The sequence below is a fragment of the Thermaerobacillus caldiproteolyticus genome (genome assembly GCF_013761245.1).
GTDB lineage: Bacteria > Bacillota > Bacilli > Bacillales > Anoxybacillaceae > Thermaerobacillus > Thermaerobacillus caldiproteolyticus.
This window is the reverse complement of the sequence record NZ_JACDUT010000022.1, coordinates 1-18,193: the sequence shown is the minus strand read 5'-3', so window position 1 is coordinate 18,193 and position 18,193 is coordinate 1. Positions and strand designations below refer to the sequence as shown.

Here is an 18,193-nt window from a genome sequence, read left to right as displayed (position 1 = left end):
TTTCGTTTTTGGAGTACCTTTCTGAATTTCCAGAAAGAGTGCTCCAGCGCATCGGACAGGTGGTTATGTCGGAAAATTAATCTGAATCTATATAGTTTTTCATGGACACATCATAGTTAATAAAGAGGAATATTCCTGTGACCACACGAAGACCAAGGATCTTTCTTTGCAAAGAGAGCATAAACTATCTAAAAATATTGACATTTTAGTTTTCCTCTGCTAGATTATTTTCAAATAATAAAAATCAATGACGAGAAGAGTAAGATAGGAGCCCTGTTCTACAGAGAGTCGGCGTTTGGTGAAAACCGATGTCAGGCCTTATCCGAAGATCATCTCTGAGATGCAAAGCTGAACCATAGTAAGCTTTGACGGGTTGTCCACCGTTACAATGGAATGCGTATGATTGTACGTGACTGAGAGCCGCATGCTTTTTTAATGATATATGCGGAAGAAGGGTGGTAACGCGGGCACAAACCCGTCCCTATATGTAGGGACGGGTTTTTATATATTCTAAGCAATAAAGGAGAGATTACTTTGAAAAAATTAGACACCTTATCTATTGGATTGATGTTATTTTCGATGTTTTTTGGCGCAGGAAACCTAATCTTCCCGCCATTTTTAGGTGCTGAATCCGGTACTTCCTACTGGCTGGCCATGTCAGGATTTATCATTACCGGCGTTGGCCTGCCATTTGTAGTGCTGTTTGCTGTTTCCCTCGTAAAGGGCGGTGTTCAAACGATCGGGAATCGTGTTCATCCGGTATTCAGTACAGTCTTTATGGTTATCATTTATTTATGTATCGGACCCTTCTTGGCCATTCCAAGAAATGCAACTGTTGCGTATGAAATGAGCATTACTCCTTTCCTTAGCGAATCGTGGAGGAACTCATCTTTGTCCTTAGTTTTATATACGGTTATTTTCTTTTCCCTTGTCTATGCGATAAGCTTAAACCCTTCCAAAATGGAAAAATACATGGGACGTTGGATCACTCCGATCTTGCTTTTATCGATGGTTATCTTGTGTGCAGTTGGATTTGTTAAGCTGGATGCACCGCTCCAATCGCCAGCAGAAGCCTATCAAACCGGAGCATTTTTTAAAGGTTTCATTGAAGGATATAACACAATGGATGCCCTGGCCTCCTTGGCCTTTGGAATTGTCATTCTCACCTCCATTCAACAAAGAGGAGTACGAGACAGTAAGAAATTAACAGAATATACTTTGAAATCCGGCATGATTGCAGGGATATTGCTTGCTCTAGTATACGTTAGTCTTGGATTTATTGGAGGAAAAATGGCTGCGAACGGATCGTTTGAAAACGGTGCAGATATCCTGTCCTCTGCTTCAACGCTTTTATTGGGACAAAGCGGTACAGCTTTGCTTGGTTTCATTTTTACGTTAGCTTGTTTCACAACAGTGGTGGGACTAACAACAGCCTGCGGCCAATATTTTTCAAATCTCATTCCAAAAGCAAGTTATAAATCAGTAGTATTCGCCGTTACTCTAGCAGGCTTCACTCTTTCAAACTTAGGATTAAACCAAATACTTAAAGTATCAGTGCCATTCCTTGTCACGGCGTATCCATTAACAATTGTATTAATCACACTTACCTTTTTTAGCCGTTTCTTTAAGAATTCGAAAAAAGTATACAGAAGCGCCATGTTATTTACTGGAGTATTTGCTATGATTGGCGGATTAAATGCATTTGGCTTGGACTTTGGCCCGCTTCAAACCATAAGAAATATTCTTCCCCTTTCATCCGTTGGGTTAGAATGGATCGTGCCGGCACTTGTCGGTACAGGTATAGGAATCGTTTTAAGCAAATTCAGCAAGAAACAGGATGTACCAGAACAAGTTGATGTAAAAGTTTCGTAGTTTATTAGAAAAGCATAAGCGCCTTGTTCCACCCCAACAAACATAAGACGGATTCTGCGGGAAATCCTTAAAAAACCGCTCTTTCCTTCATGCGAGGAGTCGCTTCTGAAGCGCTCCTTGTCCCGATTTCCGCAAGGAGCCGTCTTATGACCCAAACATTTTGAAAAATCATAGAAATAAATTAGTTTAAAGTCATAATGAGAAAAGAAAAGGAATTAGAGCGGTTTAAACCTAATTTCCTCGCATTAACCGAATTATACTGTCTACTTTTGGGATCGCGATGCACAGGCACCTATACATGTATTCTCCCCCCCTTATTCGCCAAATTTAAACTTAGTTGAACGAACTTAGGGCTGGCTGCCAATCGGTTTCCCAATCGAAAAGAGTTGTGAGAATCGATTGTTTCGTTCTTGGAGTACCTCGCTCAATTTCCATAAAAAAGTGCTTCAACGCATTGGACAGGTAGTTATGTCGGAAAATTAATCTGAATCTATATAGAAAAGAATATTACATTGCGCTCATTAAGGCATACACATACAACTTTGCCGTTACAACAAAATGTTCATATGAAAGTCGTTTCGGAACAGTTAGGACATACGAGTATCAAAATGACAATGAATACTTACTCTCATTTGCTTCCAACCATACAAGAAACAGCAGCCGAAAATTTGAGCAATTGTTTGAGGAGGAATAAAGTTTCAAATCAATCACTTCAAAAAACACACTAAATCAACAAACACACCAAAAATAACGAAGCCACCCAGAAAAAAAGCCCTTGAAGCCTTGTGGTTCAGGGGATTTAGCTTGATGATTCCGACTGGGCTCGAACCAGCGACCTCTACCCTGTCAAAATAGAAGGGGAAAAAATAAGTTAATTAAATATGTAAAATGTGATAAATAAAATTAAATATATCTTGAAAACACGCGATGTTTCAAAGATTTTTTATTTAAGTGAGTTAATAAAAATTAAATAAATTAATTGTGTTAAAGTGCCTCTTGTGCAAGTTTTGTGCAGATTTTTTTCCAGTGTGTAGTATGTGGAGTATAATTTTATTTAAAATATAGTTGTTATCCTAACCATTTTATTAAATCATCCATTAGTACATGTACAAATCGATTTTCTTCCTCTGAAGAAGGGACTAAGTTGCCGTTAAATCTAGGTCTATTTTCTTTACCTGAACAATATTTCCTGATATTTTCTCCATCTTTGTTGGAGCAGAACCTTGCTATATAAACAGAGCCCATATCATCTTTTAGACCTACAAATGTTCTTATCAATTCCGTTCTTAGATTTGTTGTTGAATAGAATTTACATTCTATTATTGCTTTTGTATGTTTAGCTTGAGGATTTTTACGATTTCTTCTGCAATTATCACAATGTTCTTTATCAATAATTGAAACGTCAACCTCATGTCTTACTCCTGAAGTCCCTTCATGATAAACATCTAAATGTACTTCGTACTTTTCTCCATTATACGTAAACTCTGCATAACCGTAATCATGCGAATTACTATGAATATTTCCCGGTGAACCTCTAAATATGAACACGGGAGGAGAAGAGAAAGGGTTTCTGATAGACCTAAGTTCAACAACACCCCCTACTTTTTTTATGGATTTTAAAATAAGCGCAAATATATATGCTTCATAGATAGAATCCGCTATGTTTCTTCTATAATTGATTCTAGATGGTATTGTAGTTCTACGTATTAAAGTATTTACAGCTTTTTTTAATTCCAACTTACTAACCATTATTTACTCACCTGTTTTAACTCTTTTATTATTCTCTCAACTTTGATTATGTTTTCTTTAATTTCATCAATGTTTACGGGAAAGACATCTTGTTTAGTAGCAGTAATTAATTTGTATTTATAATTTTTGTTTTCGAATTCTGAATTTTGTGAAATTGATTCACTAAATATAAAATGAATGCTTATGGATTCATCGATTGTTTTAAGTGTATTATTTATCTCGTCCCAACAAGATGGCAATATAACTAAGAACTCCTTTATTACTTTGATATGTAAATCTAATATGTCTAACTGTAGATTTTCTTCATCTAATAAAAAGAAATTATCAAAAGAAAGTTGTCCCTTTATAAAACTATTTTCGTTATTATCATTTATTAACTGTTCCTCTATTTCCCTATCAATTTGGTCTAATAAAACCTCCCCAAAACTCCCTTGATTTAATAGCCACTCCCTAATAGAATTTATAATTTCTACATAATTGACTATCTCATTATTCAATTTTATCACCTTTATATTTTCTTATAATTATTATAAAAACAATACAATATTTAAAGAGGCTATAAAAAGTTCCATGATATTCTAATGTTGGCCTTTTATTCTATGATTTTTAAAAATCTTCATCTAAGAAATTACTCTTATTACTTTAATGTATTTAATAATCTTAATAAGTTAGACTTCCCAGTATTATTTAATCTCACAATAAAATTGACTTCTGGATGAAAGTCAATTTTTAAAACATTTAGCGTTCTAAAATTACTAATTTCTATATTTTTTATTATCACTTGGAACACCTTTCTATACATAAATTACTAAAATGTATTTACGTATAATATTATTTGTTAGATCTAGCTTGTTTAGCAGCTTCTTCTCGTTCAGGCCTGTAAGCATTTGCAATAAAATGATAGACCTTGAATAGAGTACCATTCTCTGGATTTTTGTGAGTTGAAATAACAATGTCCTTTAATTCTTTGAATCCTCTTGTTAACTCGATGGTTTCAAAGTATTTTTTTCCGTTTAACTCAACAAAGAATTCTCTAAGGAATGTCTCTCTATTTTTTAGAATAGTTTTGAGATTTGTTTCTTTGTTAAATATAATTGTAAAACCAAAGTCTATATCCTCATTCATATATCCTATTAATTGTTTAAAATGTTTTGTAAAGTTATTCCATTCTTTGTTTTCGCCAATAGCAATTGGTGAGAATGTACTATTCGATTGAGTGTAAATAAAAAAGTCCAATTCACCGATACCCTTTAGTGCAAATCCATATGGTTGTTCCCTCGCAATTACTACATCTCTTGCCGAAAGACCTGCCTGAAGGATATGAGCAATGTCGTCACTTAGTTCAGTTTCTTTAGTCTCTCGAAGTCTTCTAGGGTCCTTCTCTTTTTGCTTTATTGCCGTATAGATTAATCTTACTATTAATTCTTCTAACTCTACTTCTGTATTTTGTTTATTTCTATTTGTGCAAAGGTACCTTTCTCTAATATCATATGGCATCAGATCGATATAATCATTAAGTTCGATATTGAATTTTTTTAATATGTCTGGATTTGCAAAATAAATAGTTAGAAAGTTATCCACGTCTAAAAAATCGTGATCATCAAATAAAAATTCTTTATATGACTCTAAATTATTAATATTTTTTATTATAAACTCATCATCTTCACTCAAGGGGCTAATGTCAGATATATCTACACCTATAAATTCGTCTTCTTCCGTAACATCAATGTACCATTGAATAAGATGAAAAAGAGCATATTGGTAAAGTGGCTTTAGGACATGCGGAAATTTATCAACTGTATAATCGCGTATATCGTAAACGATGTCTTTGCACCTATCAAACTCTTTCCTAACTAAAAATGATGGAAAGATATATTGTAAATGGACATCGAAATCTCCACTATCTTCACATAATGTAATAAAAAAATCGCTAATTTCCTCTAACACTTGATTAACCTTTATTTTAACCTCTTTTGATATAGAGTACGGTATCTCAATCATATTAAAATCCCTTCCTCATTAAAATTATTTGTTACTTTGAATTGGTCACATGAGAGATACAAATACCTTTCAAATAATGATCTATATATAATTGTACTCACCATAATTCTACAATATTTAACAATATCATACAATAAATGACATAATAACTTAGTATTTTATTGTGGAAGAAAACAAAAAATCTATTTTCATACATAACATGTATCAAGCATTGTTCTTTATTTAAATCAAATATTTAAGATACGGAGATTTGATCTACAGAACTTTTAGTAGTTTTAGGGTATCTTTGGTTAATTCATGGAATGAGAATTGCTCTATTACATAACTGAATTCAACTTATGATGTTGATATTATCTGATGTGTCTCTAATGAATCCCTATCTTCTCCTTCTCATCCTTACCGTTCCAATTATATTTAATGGTACTCAGGACACTTTCATTGGTCCAAAAATAAAAAAGCTACCCATTACGGATAGCTTTTACCTCCGTTTATTTATACCCCTTGTTCCTTTAATCGCGGCAACATCAGCACTTACAGCTTTCTTTAAGTCCAACCTACTAACAAATTATTTCTCATCTGTTTTAACTTCTTTATTTCAATTAAATTTTGTAATTTGCAAACAAAACATGTCGGCTCGACTTTAGTAGGCATTTAAATAAATTATACCACTGTATAATCATCTCTCTCCAAAAATGATTTTCTTGGCATTTTCCCAGCCACCAAATCTCTTTTGGTAAATAGAAGGAAAAGGAATCAATATTTGAGCATTAGTTGTTTTCATTTTCTTGTGAAAACTTCCCCATTTTTCCATCGTTGTAAAATGTTCTTTGAATTGACATGCTACTGTTATAAGCTCATCTGTTGTCCATCTTTTATGTGTATTTCTATCTTGTTTCGATATACCCGCTATCTCTTTTGCTTTGTCCATTGAGCCGAATCGTCGGATATATACATGTGCATTGGGAAGCTTATTTTCTTTTGCGAATTTATTCCATTTGGAGCTGTTTTTAAATAAATCTTTGTATTTAAGCATTAGCTCAATTAAGTAATTTGTTGAGTAGCTTTCTTGATATGTATAAGTATCTAATCCTAATTCTTTTTTAAAATTGTTCCAACTTCCAAACAATTTTACAATAGCCCTCGCACTCATGAAATCCTCACGATTTAATTCTTCCAAGTATTTTTTATATGTTGCATAACTTTTCACAAAATCAATTGTTTCATAACCTTGCTCTATTGCCATTTTCCTTTTTATTTCTTCTATGTTTTTTTGTCCAACAACTTCAAGTGCTTTTGACCAAGATCCGAAATAATAAATATACATATGGGATTTAGACAAATTATTTTTATCGGCAAATTCATCCCAGTTTCTAACAGAGGTAAAATACTCCATATTCTTCTTAGCAGTATCGATAAGTTGTGCTTTCTTATATTCAATCTCCTGCATTTTTTGATGATATACAACATTTTTTATTAATTCAGAAATAATCTCCATGTCGTATAAAGTATCTACTGATTTTTTCACTTCAAAACTATGTATAAGCAATCGACGAAATTCACTTTTAGAAAGAACATTACTAGATTTCAATTGTGCGATTATCCAGTCAATCGCTTTAACTATACATCTATTTAAATCATCGTAATCTCTAGATGAATAAGATCCTCTTATAATTGAATAAATTCTTTCATCTTTTAATTTTGGACACGCTTTTTCTCTAACTCGACAAAAAGGATAAGAAAGCTTAACGGCAAGATTATTTTTTTCTATATCTTCTTCTATATCTTTATGCCATCCTGCCCCGTCGTACTCCAAAAGTAAAACATACGGTTTTTTTACATTATTAAAAATTATAACAACATCGAACTCAGAACCTGTAATGAGTTTGTCACGATTCCTCACTTTTATTTTTTTAGGAAAAATTTCAAATAGCATTCTTGTATAATAGAACAAGGCTTGTTCAGGAAAAGAAGTTCCCTTGAAGAACTCTTTTATTTCCTTCACTACTATAATCACCCTTTTTCAAGATTCTCTATAAATAAACCTTCCTCTAGTTATCCATCATATCCATTAATGTTTGTTTTTATTCCTTTAACAAATGTTTTTTGCAAATAAAAAGCCTAAAATTTTGTGGTAACTATATAAATTCAGTTTGAGATTCCGACATGTTTTATCAACACTCTTTCTTGCCTATACTGCTCATAAGAGCATTCATCAAGGGAGTGGATGAATAATGCAGAAAAAAGGGGTGCAAATTACAAACGATAATGGTTGAACCGTTGGTTGAACGTCTTCAAGAACAAGAGCGCAAAATGGAAAAAGCAAATATGACGAAACAGATTGTCGTGATTCGCTCCATTATACAAGGCTACTTAGGAATCCAAGTCACTGAACTTTTAAATATCCATCGTGAGACCGTTTAGATTTACGTTCAAAAGTTTAATCAAGGTGACATGGGGGTACTATTAGAGCATCATTATTCTCCCGGCAGAAAGCCATATTTACCTTCAGACAAAGAGCATGAATAAAGAAAGATGCTAAAAGAAAGCACTACTGCTGATGAAGAAATGGTTTGTAATCAAAATCCGATCTCGACACAAATATAAAGTAGATGGAAGCTGATGCCCAATCTCCTTCCTAAAACAAACCAATCTAACTTTTCGACACACTAAAAATCAAAATCAATATCCCTCAGAGGTTTACCAAGTAATCCCTTTGCTTTCAGTTCCTCGCGGTACGCTCTTATCTCAGCAGGTATCTCTGGGGTTACTCTAGTATTGTAGGCTCGCTTATCTTGCGGATTAATATCATTAAGTCTTCTAGTCGCCTGTTCAATTGTTATATTTTGCAAAATACCCAACGTATAGTCCTCACGCTTGTCGTCATGCTTTCTAACATGAGTAATTAGCGCATATCGAATTTGATTAACATGATATTTAGAGATTTGCTCAAGCAAAACAGCTAACACTGTAGCAGATATACGACATGTTCGCCGCTGTAATCTCAACATTTCGAAGTAATCAATTAATAAATTTCCTTCTATTTCAGAAGACAATACGTTGATTTTGTTTACAAAATCAACAAAAGTGACTACATCATCTTTAGAAGCCAAATTGTAAGATTTAACAGGTGCTTCTTTAATAATCTGTAATAATGTCTTTTTACTGTTTATGATGCTGTTATAACTGTTGTTTAAAATGGTGTTTAAATATTCTGTTAAGGTATTGTATTTTTCATTGTTACTTCCTTTGACAGATAGATTGCTCATTTGTTTGGAGTTCTCATTGTTAGGAGTTCGTTCTTGAGCTGCTTTACCTTTTTCTCTAGAAGCATTTCCTTCAAGTTTCCCTTTGTTGTGTTCTTTGCTCTTCTCATTCTCACTCGGATGTAATTTTTGTTCATATCTCTCATTGTTAATCCGTCGATCATAATTAACCAAGTTCTGGTATTCTGAGTAATGAACAACGGTGATTTTTAATCCCCGCTTTTGTTTTAATGTCTCGCTTACAATTAAACCCTTCTCTGATAATTTCGTAATAATTCCTCGAATTACACCATAGCTCCAGCCAGTTTCATCCTCCAATCTTTTTCTTGAAGTTATTAATTGTCCTCGATCACATGTATCGTTTGACTTATAATTTGCTCTAATAAAAAAATGTGTAAAGAGTAGTTCCTCACGTAAATCTTCAAATGTTAACCGTGGTAAAATTACAAAACCTTTTATATCCATAGTTTCCTTCATTACTTTATACCTCCTCCCAAAATTAAAAAGGGAGTCTCCCATGATACATGGGGTACTCCCTTTTGTAAGACATTATAGCTACAGCATGAAAACATTTTAAGATTTTACGATTATTTTTTCTGAAAATCCATTCACGGTAAATTAAGATAGAAGCGATGCTTTTATCTAAGTATCGCTACCTGTTAGTTCAAAAAGAAGTCTCTTTTTTTCTTCTTTTTAATTCAATTTCTCATTTTCTCTACCTCTTTATAATAATATTTTTACTTCTTTTTTCCTTCTTCGATCATTTTTTGAACGACAGGTTCATATTTCTCTAGAAACTCAAGTAGCGCAAGTGAATGCATTTTTCCGATTTGAACACCTGCTGTTTTACAAAAATGTTTAAAGCGTTCGGCAATCTCTTCATCGGTCTTGAACGCTTTGCTTACTAATTTACCAGTTGCTAAAGTTAAAAGGGCTGCATATAAATTTGGCTTCTCTTTATATTCTCTTTTCAAATCAATCTCCTTCACTTCATTTTTTCTTTTTCTTTTCATTCTTTTTCCGGTCACAACCTCATCTCGTGGCTCTTCTTCGGGTTTTCCGTTATATTTCCATTCTCCCATGCTATTTTGTGTATAACCTAGGGAAAGCAATCGTTTTCTTAATGCCCCGCTTGATAAACCAAGAGACTCACTTAGTTCATATACAGTAACATCTTTATTTTCATTCAGTAATGTAATAATTTCCCCAGCGGTTTTCATGTTCACCATCCTTTCACTGAAATTTATCACGGTTTACTAACAGGTACAAACATTATACTTTTGACATTTTTGTATTCGAACATGTTTTATAAAAATTTTCTTCAGTGAACCCGTTCGAATATGAAGGTTTCAATAGTACAATTTATATATAATCAACAATCATCGTGTGAGCATTGCTACTGTTTCAAAGAATAATCAAAAGCAAAACAGATAAACGAATCATCTATAGAACAAAAACGGCCACTCGGACCGTTTTTTATTTTTTATTAGTAGCATTCACTAAAAAATTCATTGAAGGATTCACTAATGAATTATGCAATGAATGATTCATCAACTGATTCACAGCTAAACTCACCGTGCTTTCCCTTAAAAAACCCTTTAATTTCAAACTTTTAAAACGCTATGATCGGTTTTATGCATTTCTAATAAGAACAGTAACTAAGTAGCTTCAAAATGACTTATGAGGAGGATCGAGATGGCAAAAATTCTTGGTTACCAACTTTCAGAGACTTCCATAAAACTTTTAAAATTTTTATTCTATTATCGCGGCATGACTGCTTTGCAATTAGCCAAGATGTATTTTAAATCTCACAATATTACGGGTGTACAAAAGTCTTCTGCTCACAACTATTTGCGCAAGCTAAAGGATCAAAAACTAGTCACTTCAAAAAAGATTGAAGCAGATAATTATGCAGGATCTTTATATTACTTAACTCAAGCGGGATTAGAATTAGTAAAGTCTCTTTTGAACATTGAAGATGGGCAAACAGGGACGGGCTATATTTTAGCAAATGAGGATAAAGAAGATACACAGGCTGATTTGGAATATGTTATTTATAAACCACCTACCGAGCAAATTCATCATCACTTAATACTCATTGACTTTTTTGTTCGTTTACGCTTAATGTCGAATCAACAAGTGGATCATCGCTTGTCGATGTACGCTTCAAAAGCATACGAGTACAACGGAAAAGAAGCAAAGATACGACCGGACGCAGAAGTAGTTTTACCTTATGATCGACATTACTACATTGAAGTTGACCGAGCTACAGAAAGTCATTCTCAACTCATACAAAAATTTGAGAACTACCGTCATTATTTTGAATATGCGGAAGAAATAAATGAAAAGCTTCCAGCCGCCATCGTGTTTGTAACAGATGAAAAGCAACAGCAGTACGGAATGAACCGGCGCTGGGCAAACGTATTAGCGGCTTATTTAAAAACGATGGGAGATTACGCTCTAAAAGTGAATCTCTTTATGTTGCCTTTAAATAAAGTAGATCATTTCATTCGGTTTGAAACCTATCGACCACAGCTTAACCGAAAAGTTCAAACCCTTCTAGAGAAAACATTGATACAAAAAGGAAATTATAAAGACGTACAAACATTTAAACAGCCAACGGATTATTCCAGCATAGATTATATGATTGCCTTTACCCAAACGCAGTATCATATTTACTTTATAAGAGTAGCGTATGAGTACGACGCTTCCATTTTCAGCGGGTTCTATCACTTTATAAATAATCTTGGTGACATTCACCGAAAGCAACAGACACCTTACAAACCATCGGGGGTTAGTCAGGCTATCTTCTACACGGATGAGCGGCCGTTTTTACCGGATTACATGCGGAAAAATTATGACCTGCCACCAGAATTGCTTTCACATTTAGAACTTTTATCTCAACATCTTTCTATGTACAAACTCCCGCTATAACCAGAAAACGGACACAGCATTGGCTGCTTGTCCGTTTTTTTTATTGCTGATCAAGTGCCCGTCTTATCTCATTCCGAGTCACTTTTATGTATAAAAGTAAACTTTGTTTATTTTGTGCAGCATCATTGTAAATCGTCATTCGTCATCAAGCAAACTATTGTTTACCGAAGTATTCTTCATATCCCCGTAAACAAACAACCAGTAACTTGAAGTAATTCATAATAAATTTTTTCCAACAAAGAGTAAAAAATTCCACAAAGTATTCGAATGATGAAAAACACCTGTTAACATATTTAAGTACCAAAATGATAAAAGGAAGGAAATTGAATGATTATGAATCAGAAAGATTCAAATAATGTAACTATATAGAAGCAGAACAATCAATTTTAGGAGCAATTTTAAATGAAGGCGATTTAATTCAAGATTGCACGTTTCCTGCCGAATATTTCGGCAAGCGGGAGCATCAATTGATTTATCAAGCAATAAAGAACAGAAGAGCAAGTTGCACCATATTCAACATGCTCTCCTTTTTATTATTCTTCCAAAACATAAGAGCAAAAAGGAAGCAAACCCCCGTAGCACTTTATCTACGAGGTTTTCTCTACATTATTGATCTTCTAACATAATACCGTCCTTTTTCCTGTTACTCTAATCGAGCAATGCTTATCATTTCACCTTCCGCTGGCCAAACAACGCGATTATTTTCATCATACCTCAACTCATTGACAAAAGGGAAAATGTAAAGCTTTTCACCTTCTAACAGTGTCTCTACATATTGCTCTTTCACCATTTCGCATGCCTCTTCTAACGAGAAAGCCTTAATGATTTTCTCTTTTACATCCATTTCTTTTTTTGATCGAATGACATAAAATTTCTTCATTCTAGAATCCCCACTTTCTAACGATTAATATGAATAAACATCCATGAGTAATTTTACTCCTCACCCATTCATGAAAATAACAGCTTGAATTGGCCGTTATTTTCACAGAAAAAATAAAAAACCAGCGGCTTGAATGCATACTTCTGCATAACATTCAACCGATGGATTTTTAACCATGCCATAGCGGCCCAAAAGGCCTCTTTTTATATTTTCCCCTTCAACAAATAATAAGGACAAAATAGCAATCTTTTAAATATTGTACCTCTCACTCTCCGCTATTCTAACCGAATTTTCTCTATAAAGAGGCTATCATGTATTTACTTTTGTTCCTCCATACCTTTAAGAATTAGCTGTTTAATTTCGTCTAACAATACATCAGAGTAAAGACCTTTAATTTCCTCTAGCCGCTTCGTTTTCTCGTTCCAAATTGCAAACGAATCAAAAAACCATTCTCCCTTTGATAAAAGAGGTCTTTTGAAGCAAATAAGAGCAGGATATATGAAAGGGGAGGAATGAAAGGAAGCCCTCACTTCCATGAATTGATACAGTTTCTTCATTACCACATCCTTCTTAATAAAAACTCGTTCCAACTTCACTCCATCGATCATGTGAGATCACCCGCTTTATGATTTATTCGTTTCACCGCTTTCTGCTCAATTCTACTATCTCTTTTACTCGATACATGAAAAGCTTTCTGATCCACTTTCCCCATTTTTTCCAATTATTCACCATAACGTCTAGAAAATCCTTCCACTGATCATCCTATAAATGAAAAAAATAGAATCGTCAACGGCTTCTTTGTTGCCGTAGCTATATTCTGTTTAGAATACTCTCACTACAAGTATAGATACAAAACTTTTCGTTTTAGTTAGAGCATGTATCTAATACAATTATTTAAAAATGAAAATGATTAAGAATGTGATTAGACTTGGTATATCACTTCGCACGATGATCGCTACTATCAATTTGCCGGATGGGATGATTAAATAATTATAGATGAGGCAAAAACATAATAAAACCGACCAATCGATCCGACAGCATTAATAAAATTAAGTATAGAGGTGTATTCAGATGAATGTTTTACTGAGAATTGATGCTCAAACCAAGCAATGCATCGAAGACTTCAATAACCTTATAAAAAAACAAGAGCATTTAATCAAACAACTAAATCAGTTAATAAAAGAAAAAGAAGAACACACGATACCTCTAGTATCAACAGTTAGAAAATTAATCGAACACGGTCTAAGCAAGGATGAAATTCTAGATATAACGAATATTTCATCAGAAGAATTTGATCGCATCCTATCCGAAAATAAACACTACCAACTGCCATACCCTTATTTAAACTATGAAGAATCGAAACAATTTGAGAAACTGCTTGAGGATATTCGTAAATCAAAGGATATATATGAACTAATCGATGCAGAAAAAGAAAGGGAAAGGATCAAGTTCATCCATCACGTCTTGCTTCGATATCAAAAGGAGATAGATTTATTATCCCCACAAGAAAACGAAGATAGCGGCGAAAAGATGATGAAATACTTAGAAAGAACAGTTAAAAGCGAACAAGCTAAAAGTGTTTATTCTTTACTGGTTCGTATCTTTGGAAACGAAATAAAACGGAAAAGAGAAGAAGTTTTGATTAAAGTCTCAGATGACTAGAAGATTATGCTGCTTAATACGATTAAATGAATTAGCTCAAGACTTCATTTATAATCGAACGGGTTATCCTCAAATTAGAGAATAACCCGCTCTTTTTATTCTTCTTCAATTATTTGTAGCAAGGTAAGTACTTTATCATCAAATATTTTATAAGATTCTTCTTGAATAATATATCTTGGTGATTCGTCTTTAAACCATTGGCTAAAAATAACTTTCTTCCTTATTGATTTGCGTTCTTCATTAATTGCCGCCTTTAACACTGAAGATGCGCTTTCAACGGCGGACTCAATACGATAATATGGGAAGCTTTCGGATTTGCACCACCAGTCTACAATCCCATTTGTAGAGAAAACCATAGCAATATCCAAATTACTCAACTCTACCCATTTCTTGGATACAAGAACAAGCGATGCTCCATATTTTTTACTCAACTTTGCGACATTTTTTATTGTGAAATCTAGATGAGCAATATCCTTTTTAAATTGTTCATCTGGCAAAAGAATATATGCCGCAAAATTATTAGCCTCAATTTCCAATTGCTTATCCATCTTAAATTTATTCATTTCAGTTACGTCTTCCAAGAAACAAAAAAAACTACTTTGTGCGTGATGAGGTAACACTGCATGAGCTATTTCATGCGCTATTGAAAAATTAATTCTTCCTTTTGATTTCTTATGCCTATTTACAATAATTACAGGCATTTTTAAAGTAACATCTCTTACTAAACAAGCATCAAAGTTTTCTGTTTCTAATCTACTCATAAATATTTCTATCCCTAAGTCCTTAGCCAACTGGATAACATCCACTACTTCTTGATCTGGATGTTTTTCTTTATATGTCTTAACTAAAAAATAAGCGTAATCTTTCCATTCCCATTGGGGGTGTGTAGGTGGCACCAAAATATCATTGTAATCAGTTATTTCCGCACTAGCTACTTTTTCAACACTATTTACAATATAATTTTTATCATTTTCCCTAAGTTTATCTATTTGGTACCTTGCAGCAACAGCAAAACTTGACTTTTGTTTCCTCTTAAACCTATTTAAAGCATTAAGTGACATCCTCTTGGCATTATTAGACATTGCTTTAGCGTTGCTAGCAAAATTTCTATACAAACGTTCCATTAAATTGAATCCCCAACGCTCATTCAAAAAGTTTCTTACAGTACTTAACTCAAGTAAATCTGAAATAAATTCAATGATATGCTCCTGATGACTTTTGGTGCACTTGTCTATGAAAATCTCCAGCTCTTTCAAATGCTTACTATTTCGTTTCTTTATCATTTTTTGTATTTCTTGATAAAAATGATATTGGATAGTTTCATCTGACAACATATCCACAACTGCGTTATAATAAGAATCTTCTTTTGCCGCGCTTAAAATCAGCTCCTCAATCTGTACGAGTTTCGAATGAATGATATGTTCAAAATTTTTTTTAACATAAGGAGCATCCAATTCTAAAGCCTTTTCTGTATCCCAAGATGTTAAAAATGCCATAAGGATATACTTAGCCTCTTCATTTTTAAGGTTATTTACTATCTCTTTTGAAATAATATCTGTCGGCAATATCTTTTCAGCAATCAAAAAAGTAATGAGATAAGTGTATTGTGGGAGAATTTCGTTATGTTGCGCTTGAACTAGTTCATAATAATATCCCGGTATTTTTCGAGTTAATTCATCATATTTCTTAAATACCTCTATCAAGGGCTCTCTCCATCCAACTGAATAGTCGAAAAATATTTTCCGAGACAATTCCTGTAATACCGTTTCAGGAGGTGTCTTATTCAAGTATTGTTCGATTTTATTTAAAACATCGTTTGTATTACTTTCATCATAGGGGTTAAACGTAATATTCTCAATGGTCATTTAGCTCACCCCCTTTTAACTCATCTAATGAAACATCTATCCATTCTTTTCCGTCCCATTTTTGAAAACCAATAATTTTAATGGCTTTTTCATCACAGAATACCAACTGACCTACATATAACTTTTTCCCAATTGGAACACTTCTAATCACACCTGCGGTTTTTTTTATTTTCTTAAATCCCGAAATATTTTTAACCCTCATGACAACCCTATAATTCATTCCCCTGATGTCAATCCCATGAGCATGTATAACTCTAGGGCTTTCTAATTTAAGCTGTTCGTTAGCTGTACAATACGCCCCATCTCCATAATGAGGAATAAACGATAAACTATAGTTTATACAATTTATGCAGAAACATTTAGCAACAGAAGCAATTAATTGACTTGAAGCTATCTTAAACAAATCTGACGGTGACCATACATACCTATAAACAATAGCCTCAGATAACTCTGCATTCTCAGCCTCTAATGTGTTTTCATTCTTTTCTAAATCAGTTATTTCAAGCAATCCTTCTACATCTTCCTCTATATGAAGATGTGGTTCAGGAGGTATCCCCCATTTTTCACAAACATTGCATCTCTCCATCACTACTTTCCCCTTCTACCTTTTGAGAAATATATGAATACTTTTTAAGATAATCTTTTCAATAATACCATATTTGTCCATTATCAGATAAAAGGAAATTGTAGGTTTATATATTTAAATTTACCACTTTCTCACCATATCCTCAAAAGTTTTTTAAACATAGACTATGTAACTTTATACTTTGGAAATCCCTCTCTTAAAATCTTTTAAACATTTAACATAAATAGTACACCTTTATTTAAACCCTAGCTAACTATATTTTACAATTTTATGTATAATTTAGTATATAACAACAAATATATTACGTACTAATTTAAAACTATTATTTATAAATAATTTCATTTCAATTATTTGGTAAATATAAATAAAAATTAATGGGGGCCTATATGAATATTTTTCAGTATCAGGGACAGGAAGAAGACCATTACACAAATATACTAATGAACATATTGTCATTAAATAATTGTAAGCTTGTTAAACCATTTCTAACGAGTTTAATTCCAAACGAAGCTCAATCATTTAATTATAAAGGTACATATGTTTCAATAAGAAAAAAATATAGACCACAGGTTGAAAAAGAAAATGAATTTATTATTGGAATTGCACCTTACAAAAATGCTATATACGAAAAAAGCACTCTTGAAGAAAATTTAGATTCTATTCCTGATGCTTGGATATGTGGAGCAAACTTTAATATTTTGTTCGAATTTAAAATTAGAGGTTCTTTGGATGAAGCACAAATTTCCGCTCACAAAAACCTTCTTTCCCCTTACGCTAAAGTAATTAGACTTCAATGGTCTGATGTCACTAATGCACTTCACAATATATTAACTAATGAATCAATCAGCGATATTGAGAATTTTCTCATCACTAACTTCTTAGAAGTCAGCAAAAACTTCAAACAAAAAAGAAGGTCTTCTGGAATGCCAACGCAAATCATTAGCCATAAAAAAAAGGAAAATGAAGTATATTTCATCATTACTGGAAGTAGATCTTTAGGAGTTTATACGGTAGATAAAGTAGTTAATAATGAAGTAGAAAGAATAAATAGTTCTTTAAATGGCATTCAAGCTGCTCGCCGCTGGATTGCAAAGTATGTAATTGAAAACAAAGAAAAACTTCCGCTGAACTATCAAGGCGAACAAACCATTATTAGCGACTACTGTGTTGTTCCCGACAGACCAGAAAAGAAGAACCAATGGAATCAATGGAGGTTGGGCTCAATATTTAAAATATAAACTTTTAAACTTTAATTTCGTTAGAACTTTTAAAATCTCAAAATAAATAGAACGTGTTGCAAAACGCATAGTGAATGCATAAATGTACACAAAAAATCCACCCGTCTTGGAAATCATATACAGTGACCTAAAAAACACATTTC

Annotated in this window: 18 protein-coding genes and 1 other annotated feature; of the genes, 7 read left to right on the top strand and 11 right to left on the bottom strand. The window is 33.2% G+C overall.

The genetic code is table 11. The features are described from left to right. The first annotated feature begins 238 nt into the window (after nt 1–238). Nucleotides 239–486, top strand: a binding site (T-box leader). A 48-nt stretch (nt 487–534) separates the two neighbouring features. Both brnQ and HNR31_RS18125 read left to right on the top strand, forming a co-directional pair. Beyond that, nucleotides 535–1,872: a branched-chain amino acid transport system II carrier protein gene (gene brnQ, locus HNR31_RS18130; protein WP_181557567.1), complete on the top strand. Its 1,338-nt coding sequence runs from the start codon at nt 535–537 to the stop codon at nt 1,870–1,872. A gap of 488 nt (nt 1,873–2,360) precedes the next feature. After that, nucleotides 2,361–2,600, top strand: coding sequence for a tyrosine-type recombinase/integrase (locus HNR31_RS18125; protein WP_181557568.1), 240 nt, complete (start codon nt 2,361–2,363; stop codon nt 2,598–2,600). A 340-nt stretch (nt 2,601–2,940) separates the two neighbouring features. Here the strand turns inward: HNR31_RS18125 and HNR31_RS18120 are convergent, their stop codons facing one another. The 5 genes from HNR31_RS18120 to HNR31_RS18100 all read right to left on the bottom strand — a co-directional run bounded on the left by HNR31_RS18120 (nt 2,941) and on the right by HNR31_RS18100 (nt 7,624). After that, nucleotides 2,941–3,621 carry a hypothetical protein gene (locus HNR31_RS18120; RefSeq protein ID WP_181557566.1) on the bottom strand — a complete coding sequence of 227 codons (681 nt, stop codon included), beginning with the start codon at nt 3,619–3,621 and terminating at the stop codon, nt 2,941–2,943. Continuing rightward, the gene (locus HNR31_RS18115) at nt 3,621–4,118 is read right to left on the bottom strand and encodes a hypothetical protein (protein WP_181557565.1); all 498 of its coding nucleotides are present in this window, start codon (nt 4,116–4,118) and stop codon (nt 3,621–3,623) included. The genes HNR31_RS18120 and HNR31_RS18115 overlap by 1 nt, the downstream gene beginning before the upstream one ends. A gap of 140 nt (nt 4,119–4,258) precedes the next feature. After that, complete coding sequence (locus HNR31_RS19420; RefSeq protein ID WP_374058329.1) at nt 4,259–4,423, bottom strand: AAA family ATPase; 165 nt, start codon at nt 4,421–4,423, stop codon at nt 4,259–4,261. A 29-nt stretch (nt 4,424–4,452) separates the two neighbouring features. Next, on the bottom strand, nt 4,453–5,622 hold the full coding sequence (locus HNR31_RS18105) for a hypothetical protein (protein WP_181557563.1): 1,170 nt from the start codon (nt 5,620–5,622) through the stop codon (nt 4,453–4,455). Between the two features lie 676 nt (nt 5,623–6,298). Then, nucleotides 6,299–7,624 carry a hypothetical protein gene (locus HNR31_RS18100; RefSeq protein WP_181557562.1) on the bottom strand — a complete coding sequence of 442 codons (1,326 nt, stop codon included), beginning with the start codon at nt 7,622–7,624 and terminating at the stop codon, nt 6,299–6,301. Between the two features lie 275 nt (nt 7,625–7,899). Between HNR31_RS18100 and HNR31_RS18095 the strand changes: the two genes are divergently transcribed. Beyond that, the gene (locus HNR31_RS18095) at nt 7,900–8,043 is read left to right on the top strand and encodes a hypothetical protein (protein WP_220129615.1); all 144 of its coding nucleotides are present in this window, start codon (nt 7,900–7,902) and stop codon (nt 8,041–8,043) included. Between the two features lie 245 nt (nt 8,044–8,288). Here HNR31_RS18095 and HNR31_RS18090 read toward each other — a convergent pair whose 3' ends face one another. After that, a complete protein-coding gene (locus HNR31_RS18090; RefSeq protein ID WP_181557560.1) occupies nt 8,289–9,362 on the bottom strand; it encodes a hypothetical protein in 1,074 nt (357 codons plus the stop codon). A 260-nt stretch (nt 9,363–9,622) separates the two neighbouring features. Continuing rightward, a complete protein-coding gene (locus HNR31_RS18085) occupies nt 9,623–10,105 on the bottom strand; it encodes a hypothetical protein (RefSeq protein WP_181557559.1) in 483 nt (160 codons plus the stop codon). Nucleotides 10,106–10,580: 475 nt separating this feature from the next. On the opposite strand from HNR31_RS18085, the gene HNR31_RS18080 reads away from it, so the two are divergent. Further along, nucleotides 10,581–11,819, top strand: a complete 1,239-nt coding sequence (locus HNR31_RS18080; protein ID WP_181557558.1) for a replication-relaxation family protein — start codon at nt 10,581–10,583, stop codon at nt 11,817–11,819. A 365-nt stretch (nt 11,820–12,184) separates the two neighbouring features. Beyond that, nucleotides 12,185–12,445 (top strand): DnaB-like helicase N-terminal domain-containing protein, encoded by a 261-nt coding sequence (locus tag HNR31_RS19055; protein ID WP_309505750.1) that lies wholly within the window; start codon nt 12,185–12,187, stop codon nt 12,443–12,445. 17 nt (nt 12,446–12,462) lie between these two features. On the opposite strand, the gene HNR31_RS18070 is transcribed toward HNR31_RS19055, so the two are convergent. After that, nucleotides 12,463–12,699, bottom strand: a complete 237-nt coding sequence (locus tag HNR31_RS18070; protein ID WP_181557557.1) for a hypothetical protein — start codon at nt 12,697–12,699, stop codon at nt 12,463–12,465. A 317-nt stretch (nt 12,700–13,016) separates the two neighbouring features. Then, on the bottom strand, nt 13,017–13,256 hold the full coding sequence (locus HNR31_RS18065) for a hypothetical protein (protein ID WP_181557556.1): 240 nt from the start codon (nt 13,254–13,256) through the stop codon (nt 13,017–13,019). Nucleotides 13,257–13,770: 514 nt separating this feature from the next. On the opposite strand from HNR31_RS18065, the gene HNR31_RS18060 reads away from it, so the two are divergent. Beyond that, entirely contained in the window at nt 13,771–14,361 is a 591-nt protein-coding gene (locus HNR31_RS18060) for a hypothetical protein (protein WP_181557555.1), read from the top strand. A gap of 95 nt (nt 14,362–14,456) precedes the next feature. Here the strand turns inward: HNR31_RS18060 and HNR31_RS18055 are convergent, their stop codons facing one another. Together HNR31_RS18055 and HNR31_RS18050 are read right to left on the bottom strand one after the other, a co-directional pair. Further along, complete coding sequence (locus tag HNR31_RS18055) at nt 14,457–16,226, bottom strand: ImmA/IrrE family metallo-endopeptidase (protein ID WP_181557554.1); 1,770 nt, start codon at nt 16,224–16,226, stop codon at nt 14,457–14,459. After that, nucleotides 16,216–16,812 carry a hypothetical protein gene (locus HNR31_RS18050; RefSeq protein WP_181557553.1) on the bottom strand — a complete coding sequence of 199 codons (597 nt, stop codon included), beginning with the start codon at nt 16,810–16,812 and terminating at the stop codon, nt 16,216–16,218. Before HNR31_RS18050 ends, HNR31_RS18055 begins: the two co-directional genes overlap by 11 nt. A 386-nt stretch (nt 16,813–17,198) precedes the next feature. Here HNR31_RS18050 and HNR31_RS18045 point away from each other — a divergent pair, with 386 nt between their 5' ends. After that, complete coding sequence (locus HNR31_RS18045; RefSeq protein ID WP_062677936.1) at nt 17,199–18,050, top strand: hypothetical protein; 852 nt, start codon at nt 17,199–17,201, stop codon at nt 18,048–18,050. The last annotated feature ends 143 nt before the right edge of the window (nt 18,051–18,193 follow it).

Excerpts from the sequence above, each read along its gene's own strand:
- HNR31_RS18120 (WP_181557566.1), bottom strand. The coding sequence starts at position 3,621 with ATGGTTAGTAAGTTGGAATTAAAAAAAGCTGTAAATACTTTAATACGT.
- HNR31_RS19420 (WP_374058329.1), bottom strand. The coding sequence starts at position 4,423 with ATGTATAGAAAGGTGTTCCAAGTGATAATAAAAAATATAGAAATTAGT.
- HNR31_RS18105 (WP_181557563.1), bottom strand. The coding sequence starts at position 5,622 with ATGATTGAGATACCGTACTCTATATCAAAAGAGGTTAAAATAAAGGTT.
- HNR31_RS18090 (WP_181557560.1), bottom strand. The coding sequence starts at position 9,362 with ATGAAGGAAACTATGGATATAAAAGGTTTTGTAATTTTACCACGGTTA.
- HNR31_RS18085 (WP_181557559.1), bottom strand. The coding sequence starts at position 10,105 with ATGAAAACCGCTGGGGAAATTATTACATTACTGAATGAAAATAAAGAT.
- HNR31_RS18080 (WP_181557558.1), top strand. The coding sequence starts at position 10,581 with ATGGCAAAAATTCTTGGTTACCAACTTTCAGAGACTTCCATAAAACTT.
- HNR31_RS18070 (WP_181557557.1), bottom strand. The coding sequence starts at position 12,699 with ATGAAGAAATTTTATGTCATTCGATCAAAAAAAGAAATGGATGTAAAA.
- HNR31_RS18065 (WP_181557556.1), bottom strand. The coding sequence starts at position 13,256 with ATGAAGAAACTGTATCAATTCATGGAAGTGAGGGCTTCCTTTCATTCC.
- HNR31_RS18060 (WP_181557555.1), top strand. The coding sequence starts at position 13,771 with ATGAATGTTTTACTGAGAATTGATGCTCAAACCAAGCAATGCATCGAA.
- HNR31_RS18055 (WP_181557554.1), bottom strand. The coding sequence starts at position 16,226 with ATGACCATTGAGAATATTACGTTTAACCCCTATGATGAAAGTAATACA.
- HNR31_RS18050 (WP_181557553.1), bottom strand. The coding sequence starts at position 16,812 with ATGGAGAGATGCAATGTTTGTGAAAAATGGGGGATACCTCCTGAACCA.
- HNR31_RS18045 (WP_062677936.1), top strand. The coding sequence starts at position 17,199 with ATGAATATTTTTCAGTATCAGGGACAGGAAGAAGACCATTACACAAAT.